The organism is Methanoculleus sp. (genome assembly GCF_035363275.1).
Lineage (GTDB): Archaea > Halobacteriota > Methanomicrobia > Methanomicrobiales > Methanoculleaceae > Methanoculleus.
In genome coordinates, this window is sequence record NZ_DAOSET010000004.1 from 1 (window position 1) to 26,689 (window position 26,689).

At 62.7% G+C, this 26,689-nt stretch carries 28 protein-coding genes; 12 read left to right on the forward strand and 16 right to left on the reverse strand.

Annotated elements, in window-relative coordinates; all coding sequences use genetic code 11:
- Window positions 1-127: 127 nt before the first annotated feature.
- The gene (locus tag PLN84_RS01245; protein WP_292384562.1) at window positions 128-958 is read right to left on the reverse strand and encodes a hypothetical protein; all 831 of its coding nucleotides are present in this window, start codon (window positions 956-958) and stop codon (window positions 128-130) included.
- 3 nt (window positions 959-961) lie between these two features.
- Window positions 962-1,552, reverse strand: a complete 591-nt coding sequence (locus PLN84_RS01250; protein ID WP_292384564.1) for a pyruvate kinase alpha/beta domain-containing protein — start codon at window positions 1,550-1,552, stop codon at window positions 962-964.
- A 211-nt stretch (window positions 1,553-1,763) separates the two neighbouring features.
- Between PLN84_RS01250 and PLN84_RS01255 the strand changes: the two genes are divergently transcribed.
- Both PLN84_RS01255 and PLN84_RS01260 read left to right on the forward strand, forming a co-directional pair.
- Complete coding sequence (locus PLN84_RS01255) at window positions 1,764-2,933, forward strand: redox-regulated ATPase YchF (protein WP_292384565.1); 1,170 nt, start codon at window positions 1,764-1,766, stop codon at window positions 2,931-2,933.
- A 122-nt stretch (window positions 2,934-3,055) separates the two neighbouring features.
- The gene (locus tag PLN84_RS01260) at window positions 3,056-3,376 is read left to right on the forward strand and encodes a hypothetical protein (RefSeq protein WP_292384566.1); all 321 of its coding nucleotides are present in this window, start codon (window positions 3,056-3,058) and stop codon (window positions 3,374-3,376) included.
- Window positions 3,377-3,513: 137 nt separating this feature from the next.
- On the opposite strand, the gene PLN84_RS01265 is transcribed toward PLN84_RS01260, so the two are convergent.
- The 4 genes from PLN84_RS01265 to larB all read right to left on the reverse strand — a co-directional run bounded on the left by PLN84_RS01265 (window position 3,514) and on the right by larB (window position 7,082).
- The gene (locus PLN84_RS01265) at window positions 3,514-4,347 is read right to left on the reverse strand and encodes a hypothetical protein (protein ID WP_292384568.1); all 834 of its coding nucleotides are present in this window, start codon (window positions 4,345-4,347) and stop codon (window positions 3,514-3,516) included.
- A gap of 101 nt (window positions 4,348-4,448) precedes the next feature.
- Window positions 4,449-5,708: a hypothetical protein gene (locus PLN84_RS01270; protein WP_299952601.1), complete on the reverse strand. Its 1,260-nt coding sequence runs from the start codon at window positions 5,706-5,708 to the stop codon at window positions 4,449-4,451.
- 94 nt (window positions 5,709-5,802) lie between these two features.
- Window positions 5,803-6,312 carry a nicotinamide-nucleotide adenylyltransferase gene (locus tag PLN84_RS01275; protein WP_292558635.1) on the reverse strand — a complete coding sequence of 170 codons (510 nt, stop codon included), beginning with the start codon at window positions 6,310-6,312 and terminating at the stop codon, window positions 5,803-5,805.
- The gene (larB, locus tag PLN84_RS01280) at window positions 6,309-7,082 is read right to left on the reverse strand and encodes a nickel pincer cofactor biosynthesis protein LarB (RefSeq protein WP_292384573.1); all 774 of its coding nucleotides are present in this window, start codon (window positions 7,080-7,082) and stop codon (window positions 6,309-6,311) included. The genes PLN84_RS01275 and larB overlap by 4 nt, the downstream gene beginning before the upstream one ends.
- 47 nt (window positions 7,083-7,129) lie before the next feature.
- On the opposite strand from larB, the gene PLN84_RS01285 reads away from it, so the two are divergent.
- Genes PLN84_RS01285 through PLN84_RS01300 form a run of 4 tightly spaced genes read left to right on the forward strand, consistent with a single transcriptional unit; the run spans window position 7,130 to window position 11,584 of the window.
- Window positions 7,130-7,465: an ABC transporter permease gene (locus tag PLN84_RS01285; RefSeq protein ID WP_292384576.1), complete on the forward strand. Its 336-nt coding sequence runs from the start codon at window positions 7,130-7,132 to the stop codon at window positions 7,463-7,465.
- A 16-nt stretch (window positions 7,466-7,481) separates the two neighbouring features.
- Complete coding sequence (hisS, locus tag PLN84_RS01290) at window positions 7,482-8,714, forward strand: histidine--tRNA ligase (protein WP_292384577.1); 1,233 nt, start codon at window positions 7,482-7,484, stop codon at window positions 8,712-8,714.
- Window positions 8,701-10,503, forward strand: coding sequence for a DNA topoisomerase VI subunit B (locus PLN84_RS01295; RefSeq protein ID WP_292558636.1), 1,803 nt, complete (start codon window positions 8,701-8,703; stop codon window positions 10,501-10,503). Before hisS ends, PLN84_RS01295 begins: the two co-directional genes overlap by 14 nt.
- Window positions 10,496-11,584 (forward strand): DNA topoisomerase IV subunit A, encoded by a 1,089-nt coding sequence (locus tag PLN84_RS01300; RefSeq protein ID WP_292384581.1) that lies wholly within the window; start codon window positions 10,496-10,498, stop codon window positions 11,582-11,584. The genes PLN84_RS01295 and PLN84_RS01300 overlap by 8 nt, the downstream gene beginning before the upstream one ends.
- 64 nt (window positions 11,585-11,648) lie before the next feature.
- Here PLN84_RS01300 and PLN84_RS01305 read toward each other — a convergent pair whose 3' ends face one another.
- Window positions 11,649-12,008 carry a helix-turn-helix domain-containing protein gene (locus PLN84_RS01305; protein WP_292384583.1) on the reverse strand — a complete coding sequence of 120 codons (360 nt, stop codon included), beginning with the start codon at window positions 12,006-12,008 and terminating at the stop codon, window positions 11,649-11,651.
- A gap of 85 nt (window positions 12,009-12,093) precedes the next feature.
- Between PLN84_RS01305 and hcp the strand changes: the two genes are divergently transcribed.
- A complete protein-coding gene (gene hcp / locus PLN84_RS01310; RefSeq protein ID WP_292384585.1) occupies window positions 12,094-13,710 on the forward strand; it encodes a hydroxylamine reductase in 1,617 nt (538 codons plus the stop codon).
- Window positions 13,711-13,717: 7 nt separating this feature from the next.
- Here hcp and PLN84_RS01315 read toward each other — a convergent pair whose 3' ends face one another.
- The 7 genes from PLN84_RS01315 to PLN84_RS01345 all read right to left on the reverse strand — a co-directional run bounded on the left by PLN84_RS01315 (window position 13,718) and on the right by PLN84_RS01345 (window position 20,891).
- Window positions 13,718-14,386 carry a cyclase family protein gene (locus tag PLN84_RS01315; protein ID WP_292384586.1) on the reverse strand — a complete coding sequence of 223 codons (669 nt, stop codon included), beginning with the start codon at window positions 14,384-14,386 and terminating at the stop codon, window positions 13,718-13,720.
- On the reverse strand, window positions 14,359-15,033 hold the full coding sequence (locus PLN84_RS01320; protein WP_292384588.1) for an HAD hydrolase-like protein: 675 nt from the start codon (window positions 15,031-15,033) through the stop codon (window positions 14,359-14,361). Before PLN84_RS01320 ends, PLN84_RS01315 begins: the two co-directional genes overlap by 28 nt.
- Window positions 15,034-15,132: 99 nt before the next feature.
- Window positions 15,133-16,257, reverse strand: coding sequence for a glycosyltransferase family 4 protein (locus tag PLN84_RS01325; RefSeq protein ID WP_300033068.1), 1,125 nt, complete (start codon window positions 16,255-16,257; stop codon window positions 15,133-15,135).
- A gap of 206 nt (window positions 16,258-16,463) precedes the next feature.
- Window positions 16,464-17,465 (reverse strand): glycosyltransferase family 4 protein, encoded by a 1,002-nt coding sequence (locus tag PLN84_RS01330; RefSeq protein WP_292384592.1) that lies wholly within the window; start codon window positions 17,463-17,465, stop codon window positions 16,464-16,466.
- An 11-nt stretch (window positions 17,466-17,476) separates the two neighbouring features.
- Complete coding sequence (gene wecB, locus PLN84_RS01335) at window positions 17,477-18,556, reverse strand: UDP-N-acetylglucosamine 2-epimerase (non-hydrolyzing) (protein WP_292384593.1); 1,080 nt, start codon at window positions 18,554-18,556, stop codon at window positions 17,477-17,479.
- 2 nt (window positions 18,557-18,558) lie between these two features.
- Window positions 18,559-19,992 (reverse strand): nucleotide sugar dehydrogenase, encoded by a 1,434-nt coding sequence (locus tag PLN84_RS01340; RefSeq protein WP_292385235.1) that lies wholly within the window; start codon window positions 19,990-19,992, stop codon window positions 18,559-18,561.
- Entirely contained in the window at window positions 19,989-20,891 is a 903-nt protein-coding gene (locus tag PLN84_RS01345; protein WP_292384595.1) for a Gfo/Idh/MocA family oxidoreductase, read from the reverse strand. Before PLN84_RS01345 ends, PLN84_RS01340 begins: the two co-directional genes overlap by 4 nt.
- Between PLN84_RS01345 and PLN84_RS01350 the strand changes: the two genes are divergently transcribed.
- The 3 genes from PLN84_RS01350 (at window position 20,874) to PLN84_RS01360 (ending at window position 23,953) form a co-directional block, all read left to right on the forward strand.
- Entirely contained in the window at window positions 20,874-22,532 is a 1,659-nt protein-coding gene (locus PLN84_RS01350) for a polysaccharide biosynthesis C-terminal domain-containing protein (RefSeq protein ID WP_292384597.1), read from the forward strand. The genes PLN84_RS01345 and PLN84_RS01350 overlap by 18 nt on opposite strands.
- Before the next feature lie 105 nt (window positions 22,533-22,637).
- Complete coding sequence (locus PLN84_RS01355; protein ID WP_292384599.1) at window positions 22,638-23,078, forward strand: GNAT family N-acetyltransferase; 441 nt, start codon at window positions 22,638-22,640, stop codon at window positions 23,076-23,078.
- A gap of 53 nt (window positions 23,079-23,131) precedes the next feature.
- Window positions 23,132-23,953 carry a glycosyltransferase family A protein gene (locus tag PLN84_RS01360; protein ID WP_292384601.1) on the forward strand — a complete coding sequence of 274 codons (822 nt, stop codon included), beginning with the start codon at window positions 23,132-23,134 and terminating at the stop codon, window positions 23,951-23,953.
- A 76-nt stretch (window positions 23,954-24,029) separates the two neighbouring features.
- Here PLN84_RS01360 and PLN84_RS01365 read toward each other — a convergent pair whose 3' ends face one another.
- Together PLN84_RS01365 and PLN84_RS01370 are read right to left on the reverse strand one after the other, a co-directional pair.
- Window positions 24,030-24,482: a DUF5814 domain-containing protein gene (locus PLN84_RS01365; protein WP_292384603.1), complete on the reverse strand. Its 453-nt coding sequence runs from the start codon at window positions 24,480-24,482 to the stop codon at window positions 24,030-24,032.
- Window positions 24,479-25,105: a DUF2150 family protein gene (locus tag PLN84_RS01370; RefSeq protein ID WP_292384606.1), complete on the reverse strand. Its 627-nt coding sequence runs from the start codon at window positions 25,103-25,105 to the stop codon at window positions 24,479-24,481. Before PLN84_RS01370 ends, PLN84_RS01365 begins: the two co-directional genes overlap by 4 nt.
- 114 nt (window positions 25,106-25,219) lie before the next feature.
- Here PLN84_RS01370 and PLN84_RS01375 point away from each other — a divergent pair, with 114 nt between their 5' ends.
- Window positions 25,220-25,429, forward strand: coding sequence for a hypothetical protein (locus PLN84_RS01375; RefSeq protein WP_292384607.1), 210 nt, complete (start codon window positions 25,220-25,222; stop codon window positions 25,427-25,429).
- On the forward strand, window positions 25,426-26,595 hold the full coding sequence (gene thiI / locus PLN84_RS01380) for a tRNA uracil 4-sulfurtransferase ThiI (protein WP_292385236.1): 1,170 nt from the start codon (window positions 25,426-25,428) through the stop codon (window positions 26,593-26,595). The genes PLN84_RS01375 and thiI overlap by 4 nt, the downstream gene beginning before the upstream one ends.
- Window positions 26,596-26,689: the final 94 nt, after the last annotated feature.

Below are 26,689 nucleotides of genomic sequence, written 5' to 3' on the forward strand. Positions count from 1 at the left end.
ACGGCATTCATCCCCTCACTAAAGTGGGGGGCCTTCTGCCTGTTTTCTTCGTAAACAGGATGTCGAGAGACTTTAACCGCCCGAACCGGGCACGAGAAAAAAAGGATTTGATGCCGATCCTGTCACATCAGTACTTATACCACCGGCCCTTCTCGTCGTACTCGCCCTGCGGCATGCGCGCCCCGTCGGCGACATGGTTGCGGAAGAAGCTTGCTTTGTAGGCGTAGAGGAAGGCCGAGTAGACGGCGATAACCACCGCATAGACGGCCGCGGTGATCCAGATCCCTTCTGTCCCGATGAGAGCGAGGATATCCTCGGGCATCACCGTCTGGAGTTCAGTCTGGTTCATCAGGGTGAGCGGCTCGAGTTTGCCGACGAGCAGCGCGGTCCAGGCAAAGAGAGCCGCGAGTCCGAGCACTATCGCGACGACGATGTTGGCCAGGTAGAAGACGAGGACGCTGCCGAGGTTGTTCATGACGAACTCGATGCTTCGCCGGATCGACTCAAAGACGGTTGTCTCCTCAAAGACCGCCACGGTGTCGTAGAAGAACGTGAAGAAGACGATCGAGACGAGCACTCCGAAGAGGAGCGGCGTCATGCCTGCTGCGGCACCGGCCCCGAGGAGCGCGAGCGGGACGGCGAGTAGAAAGACCGTCAGGACCGCTGCAAAGAAGATGATCATCGTGGGCAGGAGTATTCTGAAGTAGTAGGTCTTCCCCGATTGTACGAACTCCCCGATGGAGAACGCCTCCCCCTTGACCGTGCCGTAGACCCCGCCGGCCAGGAACGGCACCACGAGGACCTGCAGGAGCGCAAGCGGTTCGCTGTAGAAGGCCCCGCCGTAGACGGGGACCAGGATGTCGAGGACCGCGAGAGCGCCCATAACAAGGCCAATCAGCCAGAGGACAGAGTGCTGCCGGAGGAGTCCGGTGGCGCCCTTGAGCGAGTTGAGGGACATGTATCACCGAACTCTCGGCATGGCGACGATCTCGCGCACCTGCAGGTCAAAGAACGTCGCGGTATGCGCCGGTCGAATGACGCAGACGGTATCGGCACCGCTTGCAGTGCCCCCCACCGCGATCACCTCTTCATCGACGCCGACCGCACCCTGGTCCGCGGCGATGAGGACGCATTCCACCGCGACCTTCAGGCCGACCGCAACGACGCGCCGCAACGCCTCGGCTACCGCCTCGGTGCGGGAACTCCCGCCGAGTTTCGGCGAGCGGGAGATCGCGCGCTCGAGCCCGGAGAGAGCGTGCGTGCCGGTGACGATCGTCGCGCCCGCCGCCCGGAGGAGCCCGGCTGCCTCCTCCGAAAACTCCCACTCGCCGGGTTTTGAGAAACCGACCACGTGGGTGACGACGACCAGGTGAAGATCCGTATCCTTCATGGCTTCCAGGAAGGTGAGCGCCGTCCAACCGCTGGTGCTCGCGACCACGATCTTCCGGATGCCGAGCTCCCGCGCCCGCTCGACGGCGAACCTGGCGGCGTCGGGGGTGTTCTCCGCCCCGGGGGCATCGAAATAGTAGGTGTTTCGGGTTACGAAGCCCATGCAATCATGTTATCTCCGCTTCGTATTGAATCCCCCGTTTCGGCGGTACCGGCGATTTCCGGCATAACCAGCCTGCTCCGGAGATAGAGGCGGCGTCCCGGCGGCAAGTTCAACCGCGCGACCCGGCCCGCGCTGCCGCCGGAGAAAGAAGATAAATGGTGCATGACCCAATACTACATTCAAGCCTAACGGGGCGGTATAGGAGTTTCTCATGATCACACTGGCCATTGCAGGAAAGCCCAACTGCGGCAAATCGACGTTTTTCAGGGCAGCGACCCTGGCCAAGGTAGAGATCGCCAATTACCCGTTCACGACCATCGACGCGAACCACGGCGTCGCGTATGTCAGGACCGCCTGCCCCTGCCAGGAGATGCACGTGCCGTGCGAGAACTGCCAGGATGGGGTCAGGTTTGTCCCGATCGGGCTGATCGACGTGGCGGGCCTGGTCCCCGAGGCGCACATGGGCAGGGGGCTTGGGAACCAGTTCCTCGATAACCTCCGGCAGGCGGATGCTATCCTCCAGATCGTCGATGCCAGCGGGGCGACGGATGCCGAAGGAAACCCGGTCGATATCGGTTCGCGCGACCCCGTAAAGGACATCGAGTTCCTCCAGTACGAGATGTCGATGTGGATGTACGGTATCCTCTCGCGGAACTGGGCAAAGATCGTGCGGCAGGCCCAGGCGAAGGATTTCTCCCTCGTTGGCGCGATCGCCGATCTCTTTGCCGGTCTCGGAGTGACGTTCGAGCACGTCCGCGATGCCGACGAGGCGACCGGGGTCGACCTGCGGACTGCCGGGGAGGAGGACCTGATCCGGTTCTGCCGGGAACTGATGACAATCAGCAAGCCCATGCTGATCGTCGGGAACAAAGCGGACCAGGCCCCGAAAGAGTGCTTTGACCGGCTCAGGGAGCACGACGTCATCTTTGCGAGCGCGGCAGGGGAACTTGCGCTCCGCATGGCCGCGGAGGGGAAGTTCATCACTTACCTCCCCGGCGACCGGGGTTTCTCCGAAAACCCCGGGGCAGCTCTCAGCGCCGCGCAGCGTGCCGGCCTCGCGAAGGTCGCGGACTTCATCCGGACGTTCGGCGGCACCGGCGTCCAGCAGGCGCTGGATGCCGCGGTCTTCAACCTGCTCGATCGCATCGTCGTCTTTCCGGTCGAGGACGAGCACAAACTCACCGACGGCAAGGGCCGGGTGCTCCCCGATGCATTCCTCATGAAGCGCGGATCCACCCCCCGCGACCTCGCCTACCAGGTCCATACCGATATCGGCGAGGGGTTCCTGTATGCCATCGACGCGAAGACCGGGATGCGGGTGAAGGATACTCTCGAGTTGAAGAACGGCGATATCATCAAGATCGTCAGCGTCCGAAAGTGAGCCCGGCACCGGGGGAGGGGCGGGCACCCCTCCCCATCGCGCTCTTCGGACGAGACTGCAGTCCATGCGGGTGAAGATAAAACGGCAAATTTTAATACCAGATTGAGGAATATTCGATCATCATGAGCGGTGAGGTCTATCAGGCGCAGGTCCTCCGGAACTTCTTCGACACCATCACCGGGACGGACAGGAACCTGACCAGGATCTACATGTGCGTGATGAGCCTCGCCAAACTCCGTATGGAGTCCCCCGAGAGGATGACGTTCCTCGTGGACCAGCTCCGCAAGTCCAAACAGAGACGGGAACTCTCGGTCGATATCATCGATTATATGTGCGATGTGGCGCGCGACCTCGAACTTGCCACGGTCCAGACAGCGTTCGGCGTGAAGGACGTCAACACGGTCGCCGACGAGTTCAGCGGGATCAGCCTGGACTCACTCTGATTTTTTTGCCGTGGTATTACGCCGGGCCCTTGCTGCTCACATGACGTGCGACCCTACGCGAGGCAACGGTATAGTCAGTAACAGGATCCCACAGTAGAACGAAAGGGGGCCCGGATGAGATCCCCCGGCGAGCCCGCTCACCGGGTCAGCTTCTCTTTATATCCTTCCAGGATCTGGATGACAAAGCGCTGGTGCTCCTCGAGCGCCTGCTCATCGTCAGGGGAGGTCTCGATCCCGACAGCGTAGAGCAGGATCAGTGCGTTTTCGAGGTCGAGCGTCGCAGGGTCCTCGACCTGATCCGGGGGGAAGCGGATGGCAAGATGATTGTAGTCCGCCTCCGTGAAGGTATGCTCCGGGTTGGGCGTCACCCGGGAATCGACGAAGCCGCCGGCACGTTCCCGGAGGATCAGGAGGGCACGCTCCAGCACGTCGGGATGGGGGTTGATCGCATCGAGCCGGGCAAGCGCAGCCGTGCTCTTCTCGATCGCATTCCCGTAGAGTCCGAATTTATACGTCAGCAGGGATTGCGCGACCTGATGCCCGGTCTCCTCATCGATTGTGGCAAGGAGCGGCCCAATCCGGCCGATATACTCGTTCAACATCTGCTTCATTGATTTCTTCTCTTGCTTTGGAGTGTTAAACATCTTTTCTACCCGAACCGCAAGGACGGTGATCGTCAACGCGAAGAACACCTGCGTGATCACTCCCGAACTGAGGTCGTTCGGCACGACGAGGATGAGCAATGCGAAGAGCGGTGTGAAGAGCGAGACGAGGTCCTTGCGTGGTTTGAGGTACGCCTGATAACAGAGGATGCACGAGGCGATGACGCACCCCGCGCTGCCCGCCCAGACGGCGTATGGGAAACCGACGGAGGCGAGCAGCAACTCGATCCCGATGCCCAAAAACGAGACCGCAGGGACTGCTATCCAGGGGATTACACGAGATCCAGATGTGGTAGTGTCTGTCGTCATCAGTTGTTCTCTGAAGTAGTTGTACCCCGCGCCTAAACAGGGTTTCCCTTTGAACTCCGGCGAACCATCGCTCTTGGACGGGAAGAGCGGCTGTCTCCCCGTCAGGAGGCCGGGGACGGGAGGTCGGGGACGTCGACCTCCACTTCCCGGCCGGCAAGCGCAGCCGTGCGGGAACTGAACTTCTCGCGCTCTGCGGCATATGACGTCTGCAAGATCTCCCGCAGGTTCTCCGCCCGGGTCCGCGCGGCGGACTTTGCCACGTGCTCCCGTCGCAGTTCTGCGAGCGCGGCGAGAAGACGCTGCTCGTCGAGCACGCCCGGGAGCGCGGCGTGGGTCGTCTCCAGTGCGGCGCGCTGCTCCCGCACCTCCCTCTGCCGGTGCAGGACCCGCCGTATCCCGGCGGGCAGGGTATCGGGGTCCGAGAAGAGGCGGACCTCGTCCTGGTTCTTGAGGAGAAGGTCTCCCTGCCGGATCATGGCGAGGGTGGCCGGCATCACCGCTTCGATCAGGTCGGGCAGGTCCTCCTCGTCGTCCGGGAGGCTGCCCGTGCAGGCGTCGAGGACCCGGCCGATTGCCGCGGCCGTCGCGGTATCCCCAACCTTTCCGGCCACCTTCTCTGCCTTCCGGAAGAGGTGGATGGCAGGGGTCCGGAAGGCCGCGATCTCGCGTCCGGTCTCCGTGTCCAGAGCATCGAGTTCCCGCATCCTCTCCTCGATCTCATGTTTTCGGGTATATTCCGGGCGCAGTTTGAGAGCGGCGAGGCCCTCTTCAGCCTCCCGGATCGTCCTCTCCGCCTCCGCGAGCGCCGTCCCGCACTCCCGGACCTGGCCGGCGGCGGCGACATGCTCCTCCCGGATCCGGACGAGCGATTCATACGACTTCCGGGCATCTTCCACCTGCTGCCGGCCCTCACGCGCCCGGGTGATCGCCTCCGTCATGGTGTTGATCTCCCGTCCCAGGTCCTTTGCCACGGTGCGTATCTCCTTCATCTCATCCGGATAGGCGGATGAGAGGTACTTCCCCTGCCCTTTCATCGCCTTGAGCACGCCCTTCAGAGTCTCGACGGCAGTGGCGTAGAAGGTCTCCGGGTCGCCGGAAGGCTCGCGGGAGAGGATCTGGGTCATGGACTTCATGAAGAGAGGAAGCGCCTTCTTCGATATATCCCGGAGCCGGGGATGGACCTCCTCGTCACCCTCCGCCGTCTCCATACGGGCGACCGCCTCCCTGAGGTGATCGAGGGTGCCGCCGATCGCCTCCTCCGACGGCCTCACTGCATCGGAGAGTCTTCTCCCGATCTCCTCCTCGCGGGCATCCAGCCACGCGGGAAGGTCATCAAAGGAGAGTTCCAGGCCCTCTTCCACGGGTTCGGGTCGCCGAAAGAGGTCTCGCAGTTGCTTAAACATGATCCGCCCCCATACTAGTATCCAACGACGGCCGTCTCTATCATGGTTCCGCTCATTGATCGCTCCCCGCGATCTGCCGGAGCCGTTCCACGCCGTGAATCTCCCGGATGACGTCCACGACGGCGGGGGGGACCAGGCACTCCCAGGGTTCACCGTCGAGCATCCGCTGCCTGATGGCGGTGCCGGAGTAGGTCAGCCGCTCGTGCATGGCGGGCGACCGAACGCTCACGCCCGCCTCGGTGAAGAGCTGGACGACAAGGGGGTTTGCCGAGTAGACCGTATCGAACGGCGGGGTCATCGAACGGACATGAGAGACCCAGAGAGCGTTGCGCTGGACATCCTCGATGGGGATGACGTAGAACGGGCATTGGAGACTGGAGAGCGACCGTATAAGCATCAGCACCCGTTCTCCCGCCGTGAAGGGGTTTGCCACGGTATGGGACACCTGGGCGCTACCCACCCCGATGACGATCTCGTCGACCCTGCAGGCCATCTGCTCCAGCACCGTCTGGTGCCCGTTGTGGTAGGGCTGGAATCGCCCGACGTAGAACCCCCTGCTCATCCACGCCTGCCCCCGTGCGCGATCTGCGCGGCAAACGCGCCCGCCGTGAACCCGGCGTCGATGTTCACGACCGCAAGCACCGAGCAAGCCTGGAGCATGCTCGCAAGCGCCGCTTCGCCGCCGCCCATGTAACCGTAGCCGGTGCTCACGGGAACACCGATCACCGGGCGGTCGACGAGCCCCGCGACGATCGCGGGAAGCGTTCCCTCCCGCCCGGCGACCACGATGAAGACGTCCGCCTCCATCAGGTCCCTGAGCGCCGAGAAGAGACGGTGGATCCCCGCCACACCGACGTCGTAGGCGGTCCTGACCTCGCATCCCACCTCCTCGGCGATCAACTTCGCCTCTTCGGCGACGGGGATGTCGGACGTTCCCGCGGTGAGGATGGCGACCTTGCCGCCCCGGAGGCCGGGTTCTCCTCCCGTCGAGAGGATGACGGCCCGTGCCGCCTCCCGGTGCTCCATCCGGACCTCCGGCGGCAGCCGGGCCCGGAGAGCCTCGAGGTGCGCCGCCGAGACCCTCGTCGCGACGCACCGGCCCGCCGTCTTCACCTGCGCGAGCATGATCTCCGCAAAGGTCCGGGGCTCTTTTCCCTCGGCGAGCACCACCTCGGGCATCCCGCAGCGCACGCTCCGTCCGGTGTCGATTCGGGCCATGCCGTCGATCATCTCGATACGGAGCCCTTCGATGGCGGCCGTCGCCTCGTCCTCAGATAGCTCATCGCGACAATACATCCGGAGAATGTCCCTGATGGTGGTATTCGGCAGCATAGTTCGGTAACAAAAATAGGGGTGGAAGTATAATATTACTTCATCTCATGTCATACCTCGCCTACGTTGCAGGGTTCGGCGTTGCCGTTACCGTTTTCCTGTGGCTCCGCGACCTGCGGATATTCTCCCGTACCGGTCTTTCCGGCTACCGGAAGGCGGCCTACTGGGGCGTACCCTGCACGGCGCTCGCCCTGATCGGCTTCTTTGTCACCGCGTTTGCCGGGGGCTGGGAGTACCTCGGCCTCGGTCTGGTCCTATTAGGTCTCTACCTCCAGGGCCGGGTCGACCGGGAGAACGTATGGCTCCACCATGAAAGCGCCGCCGAGCGGTTCTTCGGCCGGGCGGAGCGCACAAATGATAAGGGTTCACGCAAGAGACTTTAGTTCAGGAGAATACCGAATGCTTCAAAAACCACGGGGAACGCGGGACTTTTTACCCGACGAGATGGAACGGCGGCGGTTGATCGAGCGGCGGATGCGGGAGGCGGCTCGCCGGTGGGGATACCGTGAGGTCTGCACCCCCGACTTCGAGAACCTCGAACTCTTCACGATGAAGTCCGGTGAGGGTATAATCCAGGAGATGTACGTCTTCGAGGACAAGGGCGGCAGGCAGCTGACGCTCCGGCCGGAGGTGACCGCAGCGGTGCTGCGGATGTACGTCAACGAGGGGAAAGTCCTCCCGAAACCGATCCGCTGGTGCTACTTCGCCGACTGTTTCCGCTACGAGCGCCCCCAGAAAGGCCGCTACCGGCAGTTCTGGCAGTTCGGCGTCGAGCTCATCGGTGCGGACACGGCACTCGCCGATGCCGAGGTGATCATGCTCGCCGACGAAGCACTCCAATCGAGCGGGGTCACCTTCGACCTCCACGTCGGCCACCTCGCGCCGATGAAGCACCTCCTCGCCGATCTCGCTCCCGGCGACCAGCGGGCGATCATGGCCTGCCTGGACAAGCACGACCAGGAAGGGCTCAGGGCGGCGCTCGTCGGCCGGGGCCTCACCCGCCTCGCCGAACCCCTTGCCGCCCTCTCGGAGTGCCGCAACGTCGCCGAGGTCTTCGAGATCATCGGCGACATCCCGGAACGCGCGCGGATCGAGGAGACGTTTGCGCTCCTCGACTCCCAGAACATCAACTACCAGCCCGACTTCGGGATCGCCCGGGGGCTCGACTACTACACGGGGATGGTCTTTGAGGGGTTTGCGAGGAACCTCGGCGCGGAGAACCAGATCCTCGGCGGCGGCACCTATCGGCTCGCCCACCTCTTCGGCGGCGACGACGTTGCTTCCTGCGGGTTCGCCATCGGGTTTGACCGTGTCATGGTCTCGGTCGGGGACTTCGCACTCGCCCACGAACCCGTCGTCGGCGTCGTCTGCACACCCGAAGCACGGGCTCGTGCGCTCGAGGTCGCCCGTGCTTTCCGGGAGGCGGGGGTCCGGGCCGAGGTCGATCTGATGCAGCGGGGGATGGGCGCCCAGCTCGCCCACGCCGCAAAGACCGCCGACTTCGCCGTGGTTCTCGGGAAGCGCGAAGTCGAGGCGGGGACGGTGACCCTCAAGGACCTGCACTCCGGCGAGCAGCAGGAGAGGAGCCTTGAGGACGCCATCGCTGAGGTAACGCGGCATGGTGCTTGCTGAGGACCTCGCCAAACAGCAGCGGAGCATCAGCGTCGCGGAGTTCTTCGAGAAGAACAAGCACCTGCTCGGCTTCGACTCCCCGACGCGCGGGATCATCACCACCATCAAGGAGGCGGTGGACAACGCGCTTGACGCCTGTGAGGAGGCGGAGGTGCTCCCCGACATCTTCGTCGGCATCAAAAAGGTCGACGCCGAGGTCTACCGGATCACCGTCGAGGACAATGGCCCGGGGATTGTGCCGGAGAACGTCCCCCTGGTCTTCGGGAAACTCCTCTACGGCTCCCGGTTCCACCAGATCCGGCAGAGCCGGGGGCAGCAGGGTATCGGGATATCGGCGGCGGTTCTGTATGCGCAGCTCACCACCGGCACCCCCGCGCGGGTCACCTCCCGGACGGGGGCAAAGGCAAGAGCCTACCGGTTCGAACTGATGATCAAGACCGAGACGAACGAGCCCGAGGTCGTCAGCCGCCAGGAGATTGACTGGGACCGGATGCACGGGACGAGAATCGAGATCCAGTTCAAGAGCACCCTTGCCGCAAAGAAGCGGCTGGTGGACTACCTCCGCCTGACCGCGATCGTCAACCCGCACGCCCGGATCACGGCCGATATCGACGGTGAGATGACTGTGTTCGAACGGGCATCGAGTGAAGTCCCGCCGTGCCCAAAGCCCATCCTCCCCCACCCGCACGGGATCGAGTTCGGGGCCTTGAAGCGGATCGCGGCCGCGAGCACCGGGACCGTCGAGGAGTTCCTTGTGGGCAGTTTCTCCCGCGTCGGGAAGAAGACCGCGGACGAGATGATTGCCCTTGCAAAACTCAAACCCACCCGGAAGGTGAACAAACTCGAATCCGAGGAATTGAAAAGCCTCCTCGATGCCATGCAGAGTGTGAGGGTCCCGGCTCCCCCGGCGCAACAGTGTCTCTCCCCCATCGGGGAGGACCTGATCTGCAAGGGGCTCGAGAAGGAGATTCAGCTCGACTTCATCAAGGCCCGGACCCGCCCGAGCGCGGTCTACGGCGGGCACTCGTTCATCATTGAGGCGGCGATCGGCTACGGTGGCAAGATCCCCCCCGAAGGGAGCGCCCAGATCTTCCGGTTCGCAAACCGCGTCCCGCTCCTCTACCAGCAGGGCGCCTGTGCAATCACGAACTGCGTCTCCCAGGTGAACTGGAAAGGTTACGGCCTCTCGCAGCAGGGGCTCCCCATGGGCCCGGTGCTCGTCATGGTCCACGTGGCCTCGACAAACGTCCCCTTCACGAGCGAGAGCAAGGACGCGGTCGCGTCCATCCCGGAGATCGAGCGGGAAGTCGTCCTCGTCCTCCAGGAGTTAGGCCGGGAACTCAAGAGTTACCTCTCCCGCCGGGACAGAAAAAAGCAGCAGGACGACCGCGCCCGGGCGATATGTGCCATCATCCCCAATATCGCGATCAAGGTGAGCGAGATCGTGGAACTCCCCCTGGTCGACACCTCCCCGATCGAGGGCAAGATCATGAGAAAGGTCGTCGCCAAGAAGTGGACGAGCGACGGGAAGGTCCACATCGATGTGAACAACTACACCGCGAAGGAAGTCCCCCTCGTCCTTTACAACCTCTCCCGTGATGAGGCCGCGGACGCAGAGCCCCGACCTGACTTCGTGGACAATATGGACGGAGAGTACAACAAGGTCTGGCGGCGCACGCTCGGCGCCGGTGAAGCCTGGCAGATAGTCTACACAGGATCGGGCGATGGTTCGGTCGATCTGCGCGGCGTGGAAGACGGTATGAAAGTGGTGGTGGATCTCGATGTCTAGGGAAGAGATGGATGCGCTCGCAAAAGAGCGGCTGGTCGAGATCGCCCGTGGATGGTATGACCAGATGCGGGACGGTATCGTGCCGTTCATCCGGCTGCCGACGCGGACGAAACGAAATCTTGCGTACGACGACGAAGGCGAGGTCTGGAAGTACGGCGAGAGGGAGAGCACCCGGGCGGCTACGACCGAAAAAGGCGCGGTCCACATCTTAAAGATGGCCTACCTCGTCTGGTTCTTAAAAAAGCAGCTCGTGGAGAACCGGTCGTCGACGTTGAGAGAACTCTATTACATCTCCGAAGGCTGGAAGAAGGCGAAGTTCGCCGCCCAGGACGAGAGCAACCTCTTAATCGAGGACCTCGAGATCATCACCGAGGTGCAGCGGGAGGCGTTCCACCTCCGGCCCGAGGAGGACGGTGCCTCGCTCTTCGGCCCCCTGCGGATACGGGAGACCACCCGTCGCGGCGTCAAAGAGATGCACTGCCAGGATGACGTTGGGGAGGCGGGCTACCCCATCCCGAACAACGTCGACAACCTCGACTTCGTCGACCACGACGCGAAGTTCGTCATCGCCATCGAGACCGGCGGTATGTACGCCCGTCTGATGGAGAACGGGTTCGATGAAGAGTACGGAGCGATCCTGGTCCACCTCAAGGGGCAGCCGGCGCGCTCGACGCGCCGGGTCTTACGGAGGCTCAACGACTCGCTCAACCTGCCGGTGGTGGTCTTCACCGACGGCGACCCCTGGTCCTACCGGATCTACGCGAGCGTCGCCTACGGCTCGATCAAGAGCGCTCATATGTCGGATCTCCTGGCGACTCCCCAGGCGCAGTTCATCGGGGTGCAGCCCTCCGACATATCGGACTACAACCTCCCCGCCGACCACCTCACCGAGCAGGACATCAACGCTTTGAAGGCGGAACTGACGGATCCCCGGTTCGCCACCGACTACTGGCGCACCCAGATCAACCTTCAGCTCGGTATGAAGATGAAGTCGGAACAGCAGGCGTTCGCGAGCCGGGGGCTCGACTTCGTGACCAAGGAGTACCTCCCGAAAAGGCTCTCGGAGATGGGGGTTATCTGATCATTATGGGGGCTTCTACCCGGCCCCCTAACCCGACGAGGAGCCAGTTCCCGGCCAGCGGCCGTCACAACACGCAGTCGTGGCAGTCCTGCGCTCCGCATGCCCGGTTCTCGATCTTCCACCGGAGTGCCCACCGCTTGATATCCTTGATCACCTCGACGAGTCCGAGCCCGCTTGCCGTGAGGGTGTAATCGCTTCTGACGGGGACAGTTCCAGCCTCCACTCTCTTCTCGACGAGGCCTTCCTCCTCCAGTTCCTTCAGTCGGGCCGAGAGAACCTTCGCCGTGATCCCCGGCAGCCGGTCCTTCACCTCGGTGAACCGCCGGGTGTAGCCCTCCCCCTTGTAGAGCTCGAGGATGATCAGGAGCGTCCACTTCTTCCCGAGGTATTTGACGGTCTGATTGACCGTACACTCGTTCTGCATGGTATAGTTAGAGAAACCTTCTCCTACTTATACTCAAGTATCAAATCGATACCTTGTATCATAAAGATACCATGGAGTGAGTGCAATGTTCTGCAACCAGTGTGAAGAGACGGCAAAGGGCCTCGGGTGTACCGTCCGGGGCGTCTGCGGCAAGGACGAAGAGACTGCCGGGCTCCAGGACGTCCTGATCTACACCCTCAAGGGGCTCTCGGCGAGGAACCTCGCGGCGATGAAGAACGGCGGCGAAAACCCGGATGCCGGAAGGTTCGTCGGGGGATGCCTCTTTGCGACCCTGACCAACGTGAACTTCGACCCCGCCCGCCTCCGGGATATGATCCGTGAAGCGGCACGCATCCGCGACGCTCTCCCGCCCGCCGGGAGCGCGGAGCCCGACGCCTGCACCTGGGCCCCGGCAAGCCCCGCGGCGATCGCGGCGAAGGCGCAGGAGATCGTCGCCGCACGGGATGCCGTGGACCCTGACCTCCAGTCGCTCCGCGACCTCCTCGTCTACGGGCTCAAAGGGGTCGGCGCCTACTCGCACCACGCCGCCGTCCTCGGTTACGAGGATACGGAGGTCATGACCTTCATGCAGGAGGGGCTCGCCGCCACGCTGCAGGACCACTCTGTCGAAGAGATGGTCGGCTACGTCTTGAAGTGCGGCGAAGTCGGCGTGAAGGTCCTCGCTCTCCTCGATACGGCGAACACCACGGTCTACGGGACGCCGGCGATCACGACCGTCAGCACCGCGGCGGGCACGCGGCCGGGCATCCTCGTCACCGGTCACGACCTCAAGGACCTCGCCGATCTCCTCGAGCAGACCCGCGGAGCGGGCGTCGACGTCTACACCCACGGCGAGATGCTCCCGGCGCACGCCTACCCGGGCCTTAAAAAGTACGAGCATCTCGTCGGGAACTACGGCGGCTCCTGGCCCTTCCAGAGGGAGGAGTTCGAGCGGTTCAACGGCCCGGTCCTGGTCACGACGAACTGCCTCGTCCCCCCGAAGGACTCCTACCGCGACCGGGTCTACACCACCGGGCTCGTCGGGTATGCGGGGTTAAAGCACATCGGCGCGTCGCCGGACGGAAAGAAGGACTTTTCGGCCCTGATCGAGCACGCAAAGCGCTGCGAGCCCCCCCAGGACCTCTCCCGGGGTGATCTCATTACCGGATGCGCCCACGCCCCGGTTCTCGCCATCGGGGATACGGTCATCAGTGCGGTGAAGTCCGGCGCCGTCCGGCGGTTCCTCGTGATGGCGGGCTGCGACGGGCGGTACAGCGGGCGGGACTACTACACCCAATTCGCGAAGGCTCTCCCCGCAGACACGATCATCCTCACCGCCGGGTGCGCGAAGTACCGCTACAACAGCCTCGGTCTGGGGGATATCGGCGGCATCCCGCGCGTCCTCGACGCCGGCCAGTGCAACGACTGCTATTCGCTCGTGGTCATTGCGCAGGCCCTCGCCAAGGCGTCCGGTGTCGGGATCAACGAACTCCCGATCTCCTACAACATCGCCTGGTACGAGCAGAAGGCGGTGCTCGTCCTCCTCGGTCTCCTCTCGCTCGGTGTCAAGGACATTACCCTCGGCCCCCGCCTCCCGGGCTTCGTCTCGCCCGGTGTCCTGAAGGTTCTCGTCGAGAACTTCGGGATCCAGGGGATCACGACGGTCGAGGAGGACCTCGAGCGGATGGCGCCGGGGAACTGAATACCCCTCACCCGAACTCCGCGAGCGCCACCACCGGCACTCCCTCGAGATAGTCAAAGACCATCGGGTAGACCCGCAGGACCCAGGGCCCTTCGAGCAGCCGGCCGTAGGAGAGGTCCACGTCCTCGAGCAGGAAGATGTGCGGGGATCCGCAGAGGAACCCGCGGTGGACCTCCGCGCCCTCCTCCGGCTCTGCAGGGACGGCGATGGAGATGGTATCGATCCCAAACAGCCTGAGGGCCGGGTTCTCCATGCGGAGGAAGTCCGGCACTTCGGGGTGTACCCAGGGGTGCCTCTCTGCATAGGCGGCCGGGTCGCTCTCCCTGAGCCGGCCGCTGCCGGTCCGGATGAAGAGCGCGCGTGAGGTCCGGATCGCATCGATATGAGGAAGGAGGTCGTAGATCCGGATCGGTTCCGCCCCGGTGATCGGGACCGTGATGCACTGTGCGGGCTCAAAGACCGCTTCCGGGGCAAGGAGGCCCCTGACCGAGCCTCCGCCCGGGCAGAAGTGCCGGGGAAGATCGATGTGCGTCCCGGCATGGCTGGAAAACGTTATCAGGCTTTTCTCTTCCGCATCACCCTTCTCAAAGGATTTCGTCGTGGTGATCGTGAGCGGCTCCGTGCCGGGGTAGAGCGGGGCTGCCCGGTTCAGGGGGTACGAGATCGGGATGAGCATACACTCCCCCGTAGATACTCCCGGAGGTCATGAAGGTTCGCCACGATCCTCTCCACCCCCGGCCGCCCGGCAAAGCGATCCGGGTCGCCAGGCGGGATCCTCGCGACGAACCGCACACCGGTCTCGTATGCCGCCTGCCAGTCGTTCGGAGCGTCGCCGACAAAGAGGCCCTCATCGGGCGAGGCGCCGGTCTCTTCAAGGATCTCCCTGATGCACTCGGCCTTCGTCTTCGGCGAGCCGTAGATCCGGACGAAGTACTTCGTGAGGTCGCGGCGGCGGGCGATCTCCAGCATCTCGCCCTCCGGGGTCGCGGAAACGATATAGAGCGGGAGCAGCCGGGAGCAGTCTTCGAGAAGTTCTCTCGCCCCTTCGACGTAGGGGACGGTGAGCATGGATTCAAAGATCAGCCCGACGTACTCGCCCGCGAGCCGCTCCTCCTGTTCGGGGGTGAGCGGCTCATGGAGGATGTTTGCGTAGATATGGCGGAATTTGTCATACCTGGACATCCCGCCGTTCTCGAGGTGGAAGGCAATGATCTCGTCGAGGTGCTCGGGAGTGAAGGAGAAGATCTTTTTGAACGCGGCGGATTTTAACGGGAGGGATTCGACGACGACGCCGTCGAAGTCGAGGATGAGGGTGGTGAGCATAATGAGTACTCACATTGACTGCCGGCTACTAGTACCTAACGGCAGACCTAACGGCAGTCAGGGAGATCGAGATGCTGTAGGAATCCTGTTAACTGCCGGTCACTCCATTGTGGAGGATGTAGTGCTCAGGCTCCGATACGTCTGCAGAAGGTCCGCCTCCATTCTGGACCAGTTGTACGTCTCGAGAACCGCCTGTCTTCCGTTTGCACCCATCCTCCGCGCCTCTTCCGGGTGATCGAAGATGTAGGTGATTGCGTCAGCGATATCGCTTACGCTCGACGGATCGACGAGGATGCCGCAGTCAGCTCTGTTGACGACCATACGAATCTCCGGCAGGTCGCTTGCAATGACCGGAAGCCCCAGGAGCATGTAGTCGAAGAGCTTGTTCGGCAGGCCGATCGAGATGTTATAGTACGTCGGCTGAAAGACCAGGAGTCCTGCAGTGCCTTCACTCAGCTTCTCGTACATCGCCCGATAGGGAAGGAAACCGGTGGAGGTGATGAACCCGCTCTCGCCGGATCCACCGATACCTGCGTCGAGGTTCTCTCGAACGTTCCCAACGAGCGTGAGGGATACATCGGGATAGCGTTCCCTGACCCTGCATACAGCCTCGATGCATTTGCCGACCCCGTGGAACGACTGCATGCTGCCTGCCATGAGCATGAGGTTTCGACCGTTCCGGTCAGGGTTATAAGGAATATCAAGGTCGGCGATCGAGTAATTTGAGAGGATAGTCGGCTCAAACCCCCTCTCCCTGAACCGGGCGGCAACGCTCTCGCTGACGGCAAACGTGCTCTCGGCCAGGTGGGTCAGCGCAATCTCCACGCTTGAGACGAGTGTGGATAGCGCCCTCTGCGCCGGCGTGCCGTTCCGGATGCCGAGATCGAACGGGATCTCCGAGGGCCAGTGCTCGTGAATGTCATAGACGAGCTGTTTCCCTTTGAGGTACTTCGCAAGGACCCCTATGAGGAGGGCGTCGGGCTCATGACAGTGGTAGACGTCGCACTCCAGGTCCAGGCACGCCCGAAACGCCCGCCAGAGCGTCACCGGGTGAAGGAGGTTCGATGCTGGTTTCCGGACGGCGACGACCCGCACGCCCCCGTCCTCTCCGAAGCTTCCGGCGTCCGACGGGGCAATGATCGTGACGTCGTGCTCCTTTGCCAGGCTCTTCGCCTCTTTCTCGAATATTCGGCCGTCATGGGGCCGGTGAGTTGTGGTGAGCATGCAGATGCGCATAGCGGGGTCTCAGGCCTCCCTGCCCGGAGCCTTCCCCCCGGGTTATCTTCGGGCACGAACAGGAGGACCGAATGGACCCAACTATACCGAAGAGACACTTATACTTTATTGCAGAAAGAGCCCTTCCGGGCAGAGGACGAACGGGCAGTGAAACGATGGTTCCAGAGCCGGCCTGCAGGAGAGTGATGAGCAGGTCACGACTGCAGCGTCGCAATTATCCGGCGAAGTTTCTGTTCCCTCTGCTCGCGAGAGAAGAGTTCGCAAATCCTCTTCCGCGCAGCCGGTCCCGCATCGGCGATGAGGGCTCGCGATATGGCATCGACCGTCGCCTGCGTATCAGCATACGGGACCGCAAAACCAGTATCGCCTGCAACCTCCGGGAGGGCGCCCCGGTCCGTCACCACCGGGACGCACTCACAGGACATCGCCTCGGCAAGCGCGACGCCGAACGACTCCCGGTAGGAGAGCTGGCAGTAGACCTTCGCCCGGCGATACCAGCCGATGAGCTCATCCTGCCCGACAGCCCCGACAAACTCAACGTTATCGGGAGCATCTCGTTTCAGGAGTTCAAGGGCGTCGTCAAGGGCCCGGCCGATGAGGACGAACCGCGTTTGGGGGATCTGACGGGCCGCATCGATGAAGGTATCAAGCCCTTTCACCCTGATATTTGCCGTGCTGACGAGGCACACGGTGAGGACGATACTCTCTTTTTGGCCTCCGGGAGAGAAGAACGACGTGTCGACACTGTTGTAGACCGTCTCAAGCCGGCGGGGTTGTGCGACCGCGAGGATCTCCCTCCTGCTGAACTCCGAGACCGCGAGGGTGCAGTCGGCGTTCTCTATAATATACCGGACTTTTCCTGCCATGGCCGGGTCCTGGAGCGCGCCATACCCGAGCTCCGGTTCATGTGCCACTTCATAACCGCCTATGACGACCAGGGACTTCTTCCGGAGCAGTCGCGCCGCCCTGACCGCGAGATACGAGTGGTTATGGGCAAACCACGAAAAGACGATATCAGTCCTGAGAACCCCGGAGAGGATCGAGAGCACCAGGGAGAGCCTCCGCCCGAAGCTCCCGGTCGGGCCGCCCCCGGTGGCGACCTCCCGGACAGGGTAACTCGCCTCGAGGATGTGCAGGTCCCCTTCTACGAAAGAGGAGAGGCTGCTCGTGAGAAACAGGATCGCGGGCCTGTGCATGCTGCGGACCTTCACCCGGGCGGGGCACCCTGAAACCCGGTGAGAATCTCCCTGATTCGAATGCAGGCATCCCCATCGCCGAACAGGTTCTTCTGCCGCGATACCGGTGAAAACGCGTGAATTGCGTCTGTAATCAACTCTTGCTCCGCCCCGACGAGCACGTTCCACCCGGCCTCGACCGTCTCGACCCACTCGGTGTTCTCCCGGAGGGTGATGCAGGGCACGCCGAGCATGTAGGCCTCCTTCTGGACGCCGCCGGAGTCGGTGAGGATCTTTGCCGCATGCGCTATCAGGTGGAGCATATCGAGGTAGCCGAGCGGTTCGATGACCCGAACGTTCTTCGGCATCGCCGCAAGGAGGCCGTATTCGTTGAGGAAACGCCGTGTCCGCGGGTGGGCCGGGAAGACGATCGGAACTCCGGCCTCTCCGAGGGCACCGATGATGGCGACCATATTTTCACGATCGTCGGTGTTCGAGGGCCGGTGGACGGTGACGGCGAGGTACCTCCCCGGTCGAACCTCGAGATCTTCAAGGATCCGGGAGCGCTCTTCTGCGACCCGACGGTTGTAGTTCATCGCGTCATACATCACATCCCCGACGAGGTGGACGCCCTTCGTGACCCCCTCGGCCGCGAGGTTTCTAGCGGCCGTCTCCGTCGGGCAGAAGAGAAGATCCGAACAATGGTCGGTGAGCACCCGGTTGATCTCTTCGGGCATACGGCGGTCGAAACTGCGGAGCCCCGCCTCGACGTGCGCCACCGGGATGTGGAGTTTTGCCGCCGCGAGCGCCCCCGCGAGGGTCGAGTTCGTGTCGCCGTAGACGAGGATCACATCGGGCTCCTCCTTTTCAAGGACGTCCTCGATCGCCCCAAGCATCGCCCCGGTCTGGTGACCGTGGGTCCCGGAGCCGATGCCGAGGTTGTAGTCGGGCTTCGGTATGGCGAGGTCCTCGAAGAAGACCTCCGACATCCCGTGGTCGTAGTGCTGACCGGTGTGGACGAGGATCTCCTCGTGCTCTTTTCTGAGTTCATGGGAGACAGGGGCGCACTTGATGAACTGCGGCCGGGCGCCGATGAACGATGCGATCTTCATGGTTATTCCCGGATCGGATGGCCGTTCCTGTCACCCCGGCCGATGCCCTTGTAGACGAAGCCCGCCCGGATGAACGCATCCGGATCGACGACGTTCCTGCCGTCGACGATCACCGGGTGCTCCCGGCCCGAGAGTTCCTTTGTCCGGGCAGGGTCGAGGGAGGCGTAGTGGTGGTGAGCCGTGAAGACGACGACGGCGTCCGCGCCCACGAGGGTCTCATCGAGGTCGTGCGAGACCTCGATGCCCGGGTACTGATCCACGAACGGATCGTGGACCCTGACTTCAGCGCCGGCCTCTTTCATCACCGCGAGATAGGGTTCTGAGGGGGTGTTTCTGGCATCGTCGGAGTTCTGGATGAACGCCCACCCCAGGAGCGTGACCGTTGCACCCGCAAGGGGCTTCCCGGCCCGCCTGAGCCCCTCGACGGTCAGGTAGACCATGTGCTCGGGCATGAACTCGTTGAGCTTCCGGGCGACGCCGAAGATAGACTCGGCCCCGTGCGGGTACCAGAGGTCGCCGCCGAGAACCTGTGCCCCCCGCTCAAGGTGCCAGGAGTCCTTCGTGAGACAGTGGCCGCCGACCCCGGCACCCGGCCAGAGGATCGCCCGGGTGATCCCCTCACCCTTGAGGGAGTCGATCCCCGCCCGGACGTCGTAGACGTTGACGCCCATCGCCTCGCAGTGGAGCGCCAGCTGGTTTGCTGCAGCGATCTGGAGGTCACGGAAGGCGTTCTCGGCGGTCTTCGTCACCTCGGCCGCGGTCGCGGTCATCGCGATGATCTTCCCTGCCGTCAGGACCGGGCGGTAGAGTTCGACCGCCCGCGCCGTCGAGACCTCGTCGATCCCGCCGACGATCCGGTCGTGCTCGCGGATATTCCGGAGCAGCCGCCCGACCATCACCCGCTCAGGGGCGTGTGCCAGCGCGAACTCCTCGCCGGCGACGAGGCCCGACTCCGCCTCGAGGATCTCGCGGGCCATGCACTCGGTCGTGCCGGGGGTGACGGTCGACTCGATGACAACGAGCGTCCCCTCGGAGAGATGCCTCCCCACTGCGCGGAGGCCCTCGGTAAGGGCCGAGAAGTCGGGGATGAGGTCTTTTGGATCCGCAAAGGGCGTCTGGATCGCGAGGGTCACCGCGTCGCACGCCGCGACCTCCTCGAAGTCCGATGTACACCGGAACTTTCCGGCAGCAACGACCTTTCCGAGGAGATCCTCCAGATCCGGCTCCTCACCCTTGAGCGGGGACTCACCCCGGTTCAGCATAGCGACCTTGTAACCGGAGGAGGGGGAGGCCCGCTGGAACCCGAGAACGGACTCGAACCCGGGAGCGTTCGCAAAGAGCACCGCGGCGGGAATGCCGACGTAGCCCATCCCGACGACACCAATCGTCTTGATAGGGCCTCTACCGCTGATGATCGATTGTAACCTGCCGCTCATGCCAACACCATCGTGGGTGAGAAGCATCGCGCAACATCCTCGCAGATCTGTATATTCAACAGTGCCTGTGCGGGGCTGACCGGGAACTCTTTTCCTCGTGCCGCGCATTCGAGGAACGTCGAGAGTTCGAGTTTCAGCGGCTCCTGTTTGTTCACGAGCACCTTCTCAAGGATGTTCTCCTGCACGTAGCGCTCATCTTCGACCGCGTACTGCCCGGGTTTTCTGTGGATGTAAATCTCCTGGGCCATAAAGTCCCCTTCGACGGTGAACTCCTCTTCCTCGATATAGATCATCCGGATCTTCTTTGAGGACTTCCGGCTTGCGGAGAGATAGACCGGGGTCCCGCCGAAGGAGAAGAGGGCGCTGCAAACGTCCTCGTTGCCGCTGCCGGAGAGGCGATATGCCCCTCCGGGGAGGAGGACGTTTCGCATGATATCCACGTCGTGGATCATCAGGTCCTCGACGACCGATGATCCGCTCACCCGGGAAGAGGCCGGGTTATGCCGCTTCATCTCGATGTAGAGGGGGTCCCGGACGATCTTCTTGATCTCGGGGACGATCGGGTTGAACCGCTCGATGTGCCCGACACCGGCGACGAGGCCGTCAGGGATCTTCTTGATAAGCCGCCGACTCTCCTCCGCCGTCGCGCATATGGGTTTCTCGATAAGCAGTGGCACCCCGGCGCCGATGACCTGCTCGGCGACCGGGAAGTGATAAGGCGTCGGGACGCAGACACTCACCGCGTCCACGCGCTCAAGCAGGCTTTCAACAGTCGGAGAGGCCGTTGCCCCGAAGACTCCGGCAAGGTCGCGTGCCGCATTCCCATTGAGGTCGTACAGGTAAAGCGAGTTTACCATTTTTAGTTCCGAATACACGCGGGCATGGTTTTTACCCATCATTCCTACACCGATTACCCCTACGTCCAAGATTTCACCCCGGTAGTCCTCCATGATAGCATCGCTGCCCTCGTCGCGAGCAGGGGAGACCCGTCCTGCCGGACTGTGGTCGCCCTCCTGCTCGGGTTCAAAACCAATAAGGTTTTCCACGGCCAAACCCGTACTGTGTTCCGGCCCTCCGGTTATCTTGCCCGTGTCATGCGCATCGATCCAGTTCAACGCCAGAGCGTCATCAGCCTCGCCTCGACACTGGGCCTCACCGCGATCGGGTTCCTCTCCACAATGTTCTTCACCCATACCGTCGGTCTGTCGATACTGGGCGCGTATTACCTTTTTTTCGCCTACTTCAGCGTTTTCAACCTGATCGGGGACGGCGGGTTCGGTGGCGCCGCGGTAAAGCGGATCAGCGAGGGTGAGGACCAGAACGCATACTTCACCGCGTTCTGCCTCCTCCGGGTGATGCTGCTGGCCGTCTCGGTGGGCTTTCTCCTCATCGCCCGGCCATACCTCACCGGCCTCACCGAATCGGGAGTCTTCCCCTGGCTGATCGTCGCGCTGGCCGTCAGTGTCTTCACGAACATCGCTTCAAACAGCGTCTACGGCAGCGGGAAGGTCGGCGTCAACCAGATCGGCGGCCTGATCGATAACCTGACCCGTGTGGTCGTCCAGATCGTCGCGGTCGTCCTCGGCTACGGTATTGCGGGCCTGGCCGGCGGATTCGTCGCCGGGCTCCTTGCTTCGGGACTCTTCAATTTCCGTTTCCTGGAACTCTCCCCGGCACGGTTCGGCCGGTCCCACATCCAGAGCCTTTTTGCCTTCTCGTTCTGGACGTTCCTCGGTTCGGGCGGTTACCTCGTCTTCTCGTATGCCGATATCATCATAATAGGTTACTTCATGACCGAGGCCGATGTCGGCATCTACCGGGTGGCGCTCCAGCTCACCTCCATCGCAACGTTCGTCACCATAGCGCTTCATACCACCCTCTACCCGAAGATCAGCTACTGGGGGAAGCAGGACGACCTCCCGTCGGTGGAGCGCGCGCTTGCCCGTGCCTTCACCTACTCGCTCCTCCTCGCGATCCCGGTCGTTGTCGGGGGCTGGATCCTCGGCGAGCGGCTCCTCTACTTCTTTTACACGGCGTCATCCACCGCCGGGGCGGGGGCTCTCGCGCTCCTCCTGCTCGTCCAGGTTGCCCATGTCTTCATGTTCCTCCAGACGATGTGCTTAAACGCCCTCGACCGGCCGAAGGACTCGTTCCGGGTGACGGCAATCGCGGTTGCCGCGAACATCGGCTTGAACCTCCTCCTCATCCCGGCCTACGGTATTGTCGGGGCATCGGCGGCCACGCTCGTCACCATGGTGCTGAACGCAATGCTCTCCCGCCGTGCCCTCTCCCAGAGCATCCGGGTGCGGATAGAGCCCCGGGCCGTGGGCAACATCGTCCTTGCCGCACTCGTCATGGCGGCTGTCATCATCGCCTTCTCGTACTTCTTCCCACTCACAAACGTCGTTCTCGTCCTTGCAGTCGTCGCCCTCGGCGGGCTGGTCTACTTCTTGCTGCTTCTCCGCATCGACAGGGGCATCCACGACGAATTAACGGAGCTTGCCGGAAAACTCGGGATCCCCTGGCCGGGAGTGCTCTGAAGAGCGGAGATCGGGCCGGAAAGCTCCTCCCCGACAGGCAGGGGAACTATGCCCATCTGATTGAAATAGCAGCGCGGCAATCCGTATCTGTACGAGAGGAAGACAATGAAGAAAGAAGTCCGCGAACTGAAACGCGAAGAGTTCCCGCTTGCAGAGAAGGTCTGGACACATTACCGGAACCAGAAAGCCGATCCTGCACGCGAGAGGATCTTCGGTGTCGTTATCGATGGCGACCTTGCCGCGACAGCCCGCTGCACCCGCCACCCGGGTGGTCTCGAGATGGACTGCGTCTTCACCCTGGATGAGCACCGCGGGCACGGGTACGCCAAGGAGGTCGTGCAGATACTCCTCGACGAATGTGGCTCCGAGACGATCTACATCCACTCGACCCTCCCCCTGATCGAGTTTTACGGGAAACTCGGGTTTGTGCCCATCCCTGAGGCACAACTGCCGACGAGTATCAAGGACCGGTTCCTCTTCTGCTTCGGGGAGATGGCGGGGTGCAACGTCGCCCCCATGATGCGAAACCCGGGCGGGGCGGGATAGCCGGACCCGTTACACCGCCCTCCCGCTCCATGCGACGGCAAACCTGATGTGCGATGAAATCCGATAGACCGGGGGGCTGCGACGGCATGAGGAGCATCGATTACATCGTCCCTACCTGGAACAGTGACGCAACGCTGGAGCTCGCGCTCTCGTCAATCCGGCAACACGGGCGCCCGAACAGGATCATCGTCGTCGATAAGCACTCGACCGACCGGACCACGGCGATCGCCAGGGAATATGGTTGCGACATTATCTCTTCAGGCACGATCCTCGGGGCCGCAAGAAGGCTCGGGGCATGCGAGGCCCACACAGACCTTGTCGCCTTCGTCGACTCCGACGTGGAACTTCTCCCGGAGTGGGAAGAGGTCCTGCGGACCTCGGCCGACGGACGATATCCGGATGCGGGAGTCATCGGTGCGCTTTATAACGACGGTTATATCAGGCGGCCGGCCGGGCCGATCTCGCTGCTCGGGGGCAACGGGGCATTCGGCTGCTGCGTGACGCGCCGGAAGTGCGTGGTGGCGTGCACGGCCCTTGATGGCCTCTCAAGCGGAGAAGATGCTCTCTATGCCGAATATCTGGCTGGAAAGAATCTGCGATGGTATATCCTGCCCATCTTCGTCAACCACCACCATGCGCTTGGGAACGTCTCCGATACGCTGCGGTGGCGGTGGCTTGGGGCCGGCCTCAGGCAGCGGAAAGGGTTCCGGACCTCGATATGCAGGTCCGTCCTCGGCGGGGCAGTCATCGGCCTCCCTATGAACGGCCTTGACCTCTCCTATCGGGAGAACATCATCCTGCGGCTGAACTATTTTATCGGGTATATGCTCCCCGGCAGGTACTTCGAGGTCGAGAGGGAGAAGAGACAGTTCTGACCGGCACCCCGTTAGAGACCTCTCTTCGCCCGGGCTGGTGACAGAACGCCAGAGGGTTGACCGCAGGGAACGTGCCCTAGTGTTCTATCTTCTTGATATGCTCGATGGCGCTCTCCGCCAGTCTCTCCCTTCCCTGCAGCTCGGCGACGTCCCGTATCGCCTCGAGCATGTGGACGGAGTCTTCAAGGAAACTCAGGATGTCCGCGGGGTAGAGGTCGATCCCGTATTCATCAAGGAGGTGGGCGCTGATCTGGCGGTGGTCGAGCCCCATCTCCCGGAACTCGATGATGGCAAGGGTGAACTTGCGTTCCGGGCAGCCGCAGAAGGGAGCGTTCTTGCACTTGCAATCCATGAAGTCCCGGAAAAAAGCCAGGAGTTGTTCGTGCATCCGCCGGTCGAGGTTCTCGAAGTTGATCGCCTTCCCGAGCGACTCGAGGAAGGCGCCCGAGAAGACATGGTCCGGGAGCCGGAACCCTGCAGCCCGCTCCAGCCTCCGTGCCGCCCGGAACCGGGCCTTATCCGCAATCACGACGCCTCGCCGGGCTCCTCGTCGAACTTTGCGAGAGATTTCATGGCGTTGCTCATGGTCTCGATCTCGATGAGCCACTCATCGAAGAGGCCGGGATTCTCAGCGTCGTCCTTGATGTACTTCGCACAGCAGGTGGCGCCATCGACAACGGCGGCCCCGATATTCGCCGCAACCTCGAGCGCTTCTTCGAGGTTCTCCTCACCGAGACCACGGCCTTTCTTCACGAGCGACTTTATGTCCTTATCGAACTCGCTCTCGAGGTACTTCCGGCAGGCCGTGAAGAGCACCAGCAGCGAGAGCTGGAGCGACCCGACGATATCCTCGAGGTCTCCCTCGGGAAGCCCGGTCATGACGATCAACTCCACATCGTCGAGTTTCGCGACGGCCTCCTCCTTCGTGAACCGGCCGTTCTGGTAGAGGCGGATGATCTTTAAGACCGAGAGGGTGATGTCTTCGGTGAAACCGTAGAGCATCTGCTCACCTTCCGAGACCTCTTCGCCTTCGGCGAGCTCGAAGTTCGCCTCCTCAAGCGTCGTTATCCAGTTGTCCCAGCGCTCCTGATTGTAAAAAATATAGAAGAGTTTCATGGGTTCTGCCTGTTTGGCACTCGCTTTCTTCGCCATATCAGTACACATTCGGAGTGCCTCTGTTAAAAACCATTTGCTCTTCGCGCAGAGAATCGGGATTGCTGCAATTCGAGAAGATTCATCTAGGGCAAACGAGCATAAGAAGTGCAGATGACAAGAGTTTGCTTGTTGGATGCGCTCCTCGAATCCTGCGAGCCGATCGCGGTCGCGCTCTCCGTTCTCCCGGAGAGTCCTCTCCTGCCGACCAGTTCCCGGCGGCACGGGATCCGGATGAGCAGCATCAGTCTCGATACCGGTCTTGCCCCTCCGGGGGAGGTCGCGGAGGGCTGCCAAGGAGGTGCAGATTCTTGGAAACAGTGATGATCAGGTACGGCGAGATCTTCCTCAAGAGCGAGCCGGTGAAACGGCGGTTCATATCGATGATGACCGGGAACATCAGCCTCGCGCTGGAGGCCGAAGGACTCACCCACCGCATCGAGACCCCCCGAGGGAGGGTCCTGATCTTCGGCGACGAACCCCGGCGGATCGCCGCCATCGCCGCGAGGACGTTTGGCGTGGTGAGCGTCAGCGTCTGCACGATGACCGCCGCCGATATCGACGGTATCGCGGCCGCAGCCGTTCTGCATGCAGAACGGCGCCTCCGGCCGGGGATGTCGTTTGCTGTCAGGGCACGCAGGTCGGGTGTTACGGGGTTCAACAGCCAGGAACTCGGGGCGGCGGTCGGTTCGGCCGTCCTCGACCGGATCCCGGAGGCCAGGGTGAACCTGACGGCGCCCGACTACGAGGTCTTCGTGGAAGCCCGGGAGTTCGGCGGCCTCGTCTACGATGAGAGGATCGGCGGGCCAGGCGGGCTCCCCTACGGGACGCAGGGGGAGGTTATGGCCCTCCTCTCAGGGGGCATCGACTCGCCCGTTGCATCGTGGCTGATGATGCGCCGAGGATGCCTGATGGTCCACCTTAACATGCACAGCGGGCGGTTCGGGGGTGAGGATACGGAGAAGAACGTTCTGCAGAACCATGCCCGGCTCTCTGCTTGGGTTCCGGGGCACCCGCTCGACCTCCTCGTCGTGGATATGGAACCGTTCTTTGAAGCGATCACGGCCTTGAAGGAGCCCCGTTACCGGTGCATCCTCTGCAAGCGGTTCATGCTCCGGGTGGCGGGCATCCTTGCCGAAAGACGCGGCGCCTACGCGCTCGTCAACGGCGACAACCTGGGGCAGGTGGCCTCCCAGACGCTGGCGAACATGACGGTGATCGCTCCGGCGGCGTCCGTGCCGGTGCTCCGGCCGCTGATCGGGTTTGATAAGGAGGAGATCATCGAGCGCGCACGCGCAATCGGGACGTTCGAGGCCCATCCGGGGGATGTCGGATGCGCAGTCGCCCCCCGCTACCCTTCGACGGCGGCACCCGCGGCGACGATCGCCGGGATCGAGGAAGAGATCGGCGTCGGGAGCCTCGCGGAGCGGGCGGCGGCGACGGTGCGGGTGTACCGCGCAAAGAACGGGGTGGTTGAGGAGGTTGGGTGAGGAATTAGGTGCAACGCCGCCCGAGAGTACTTGCATTTCGAACCATCGCGGAACACAGATCCCGAAAATTTGTGGCTCTTTGAGCCTTAGAATA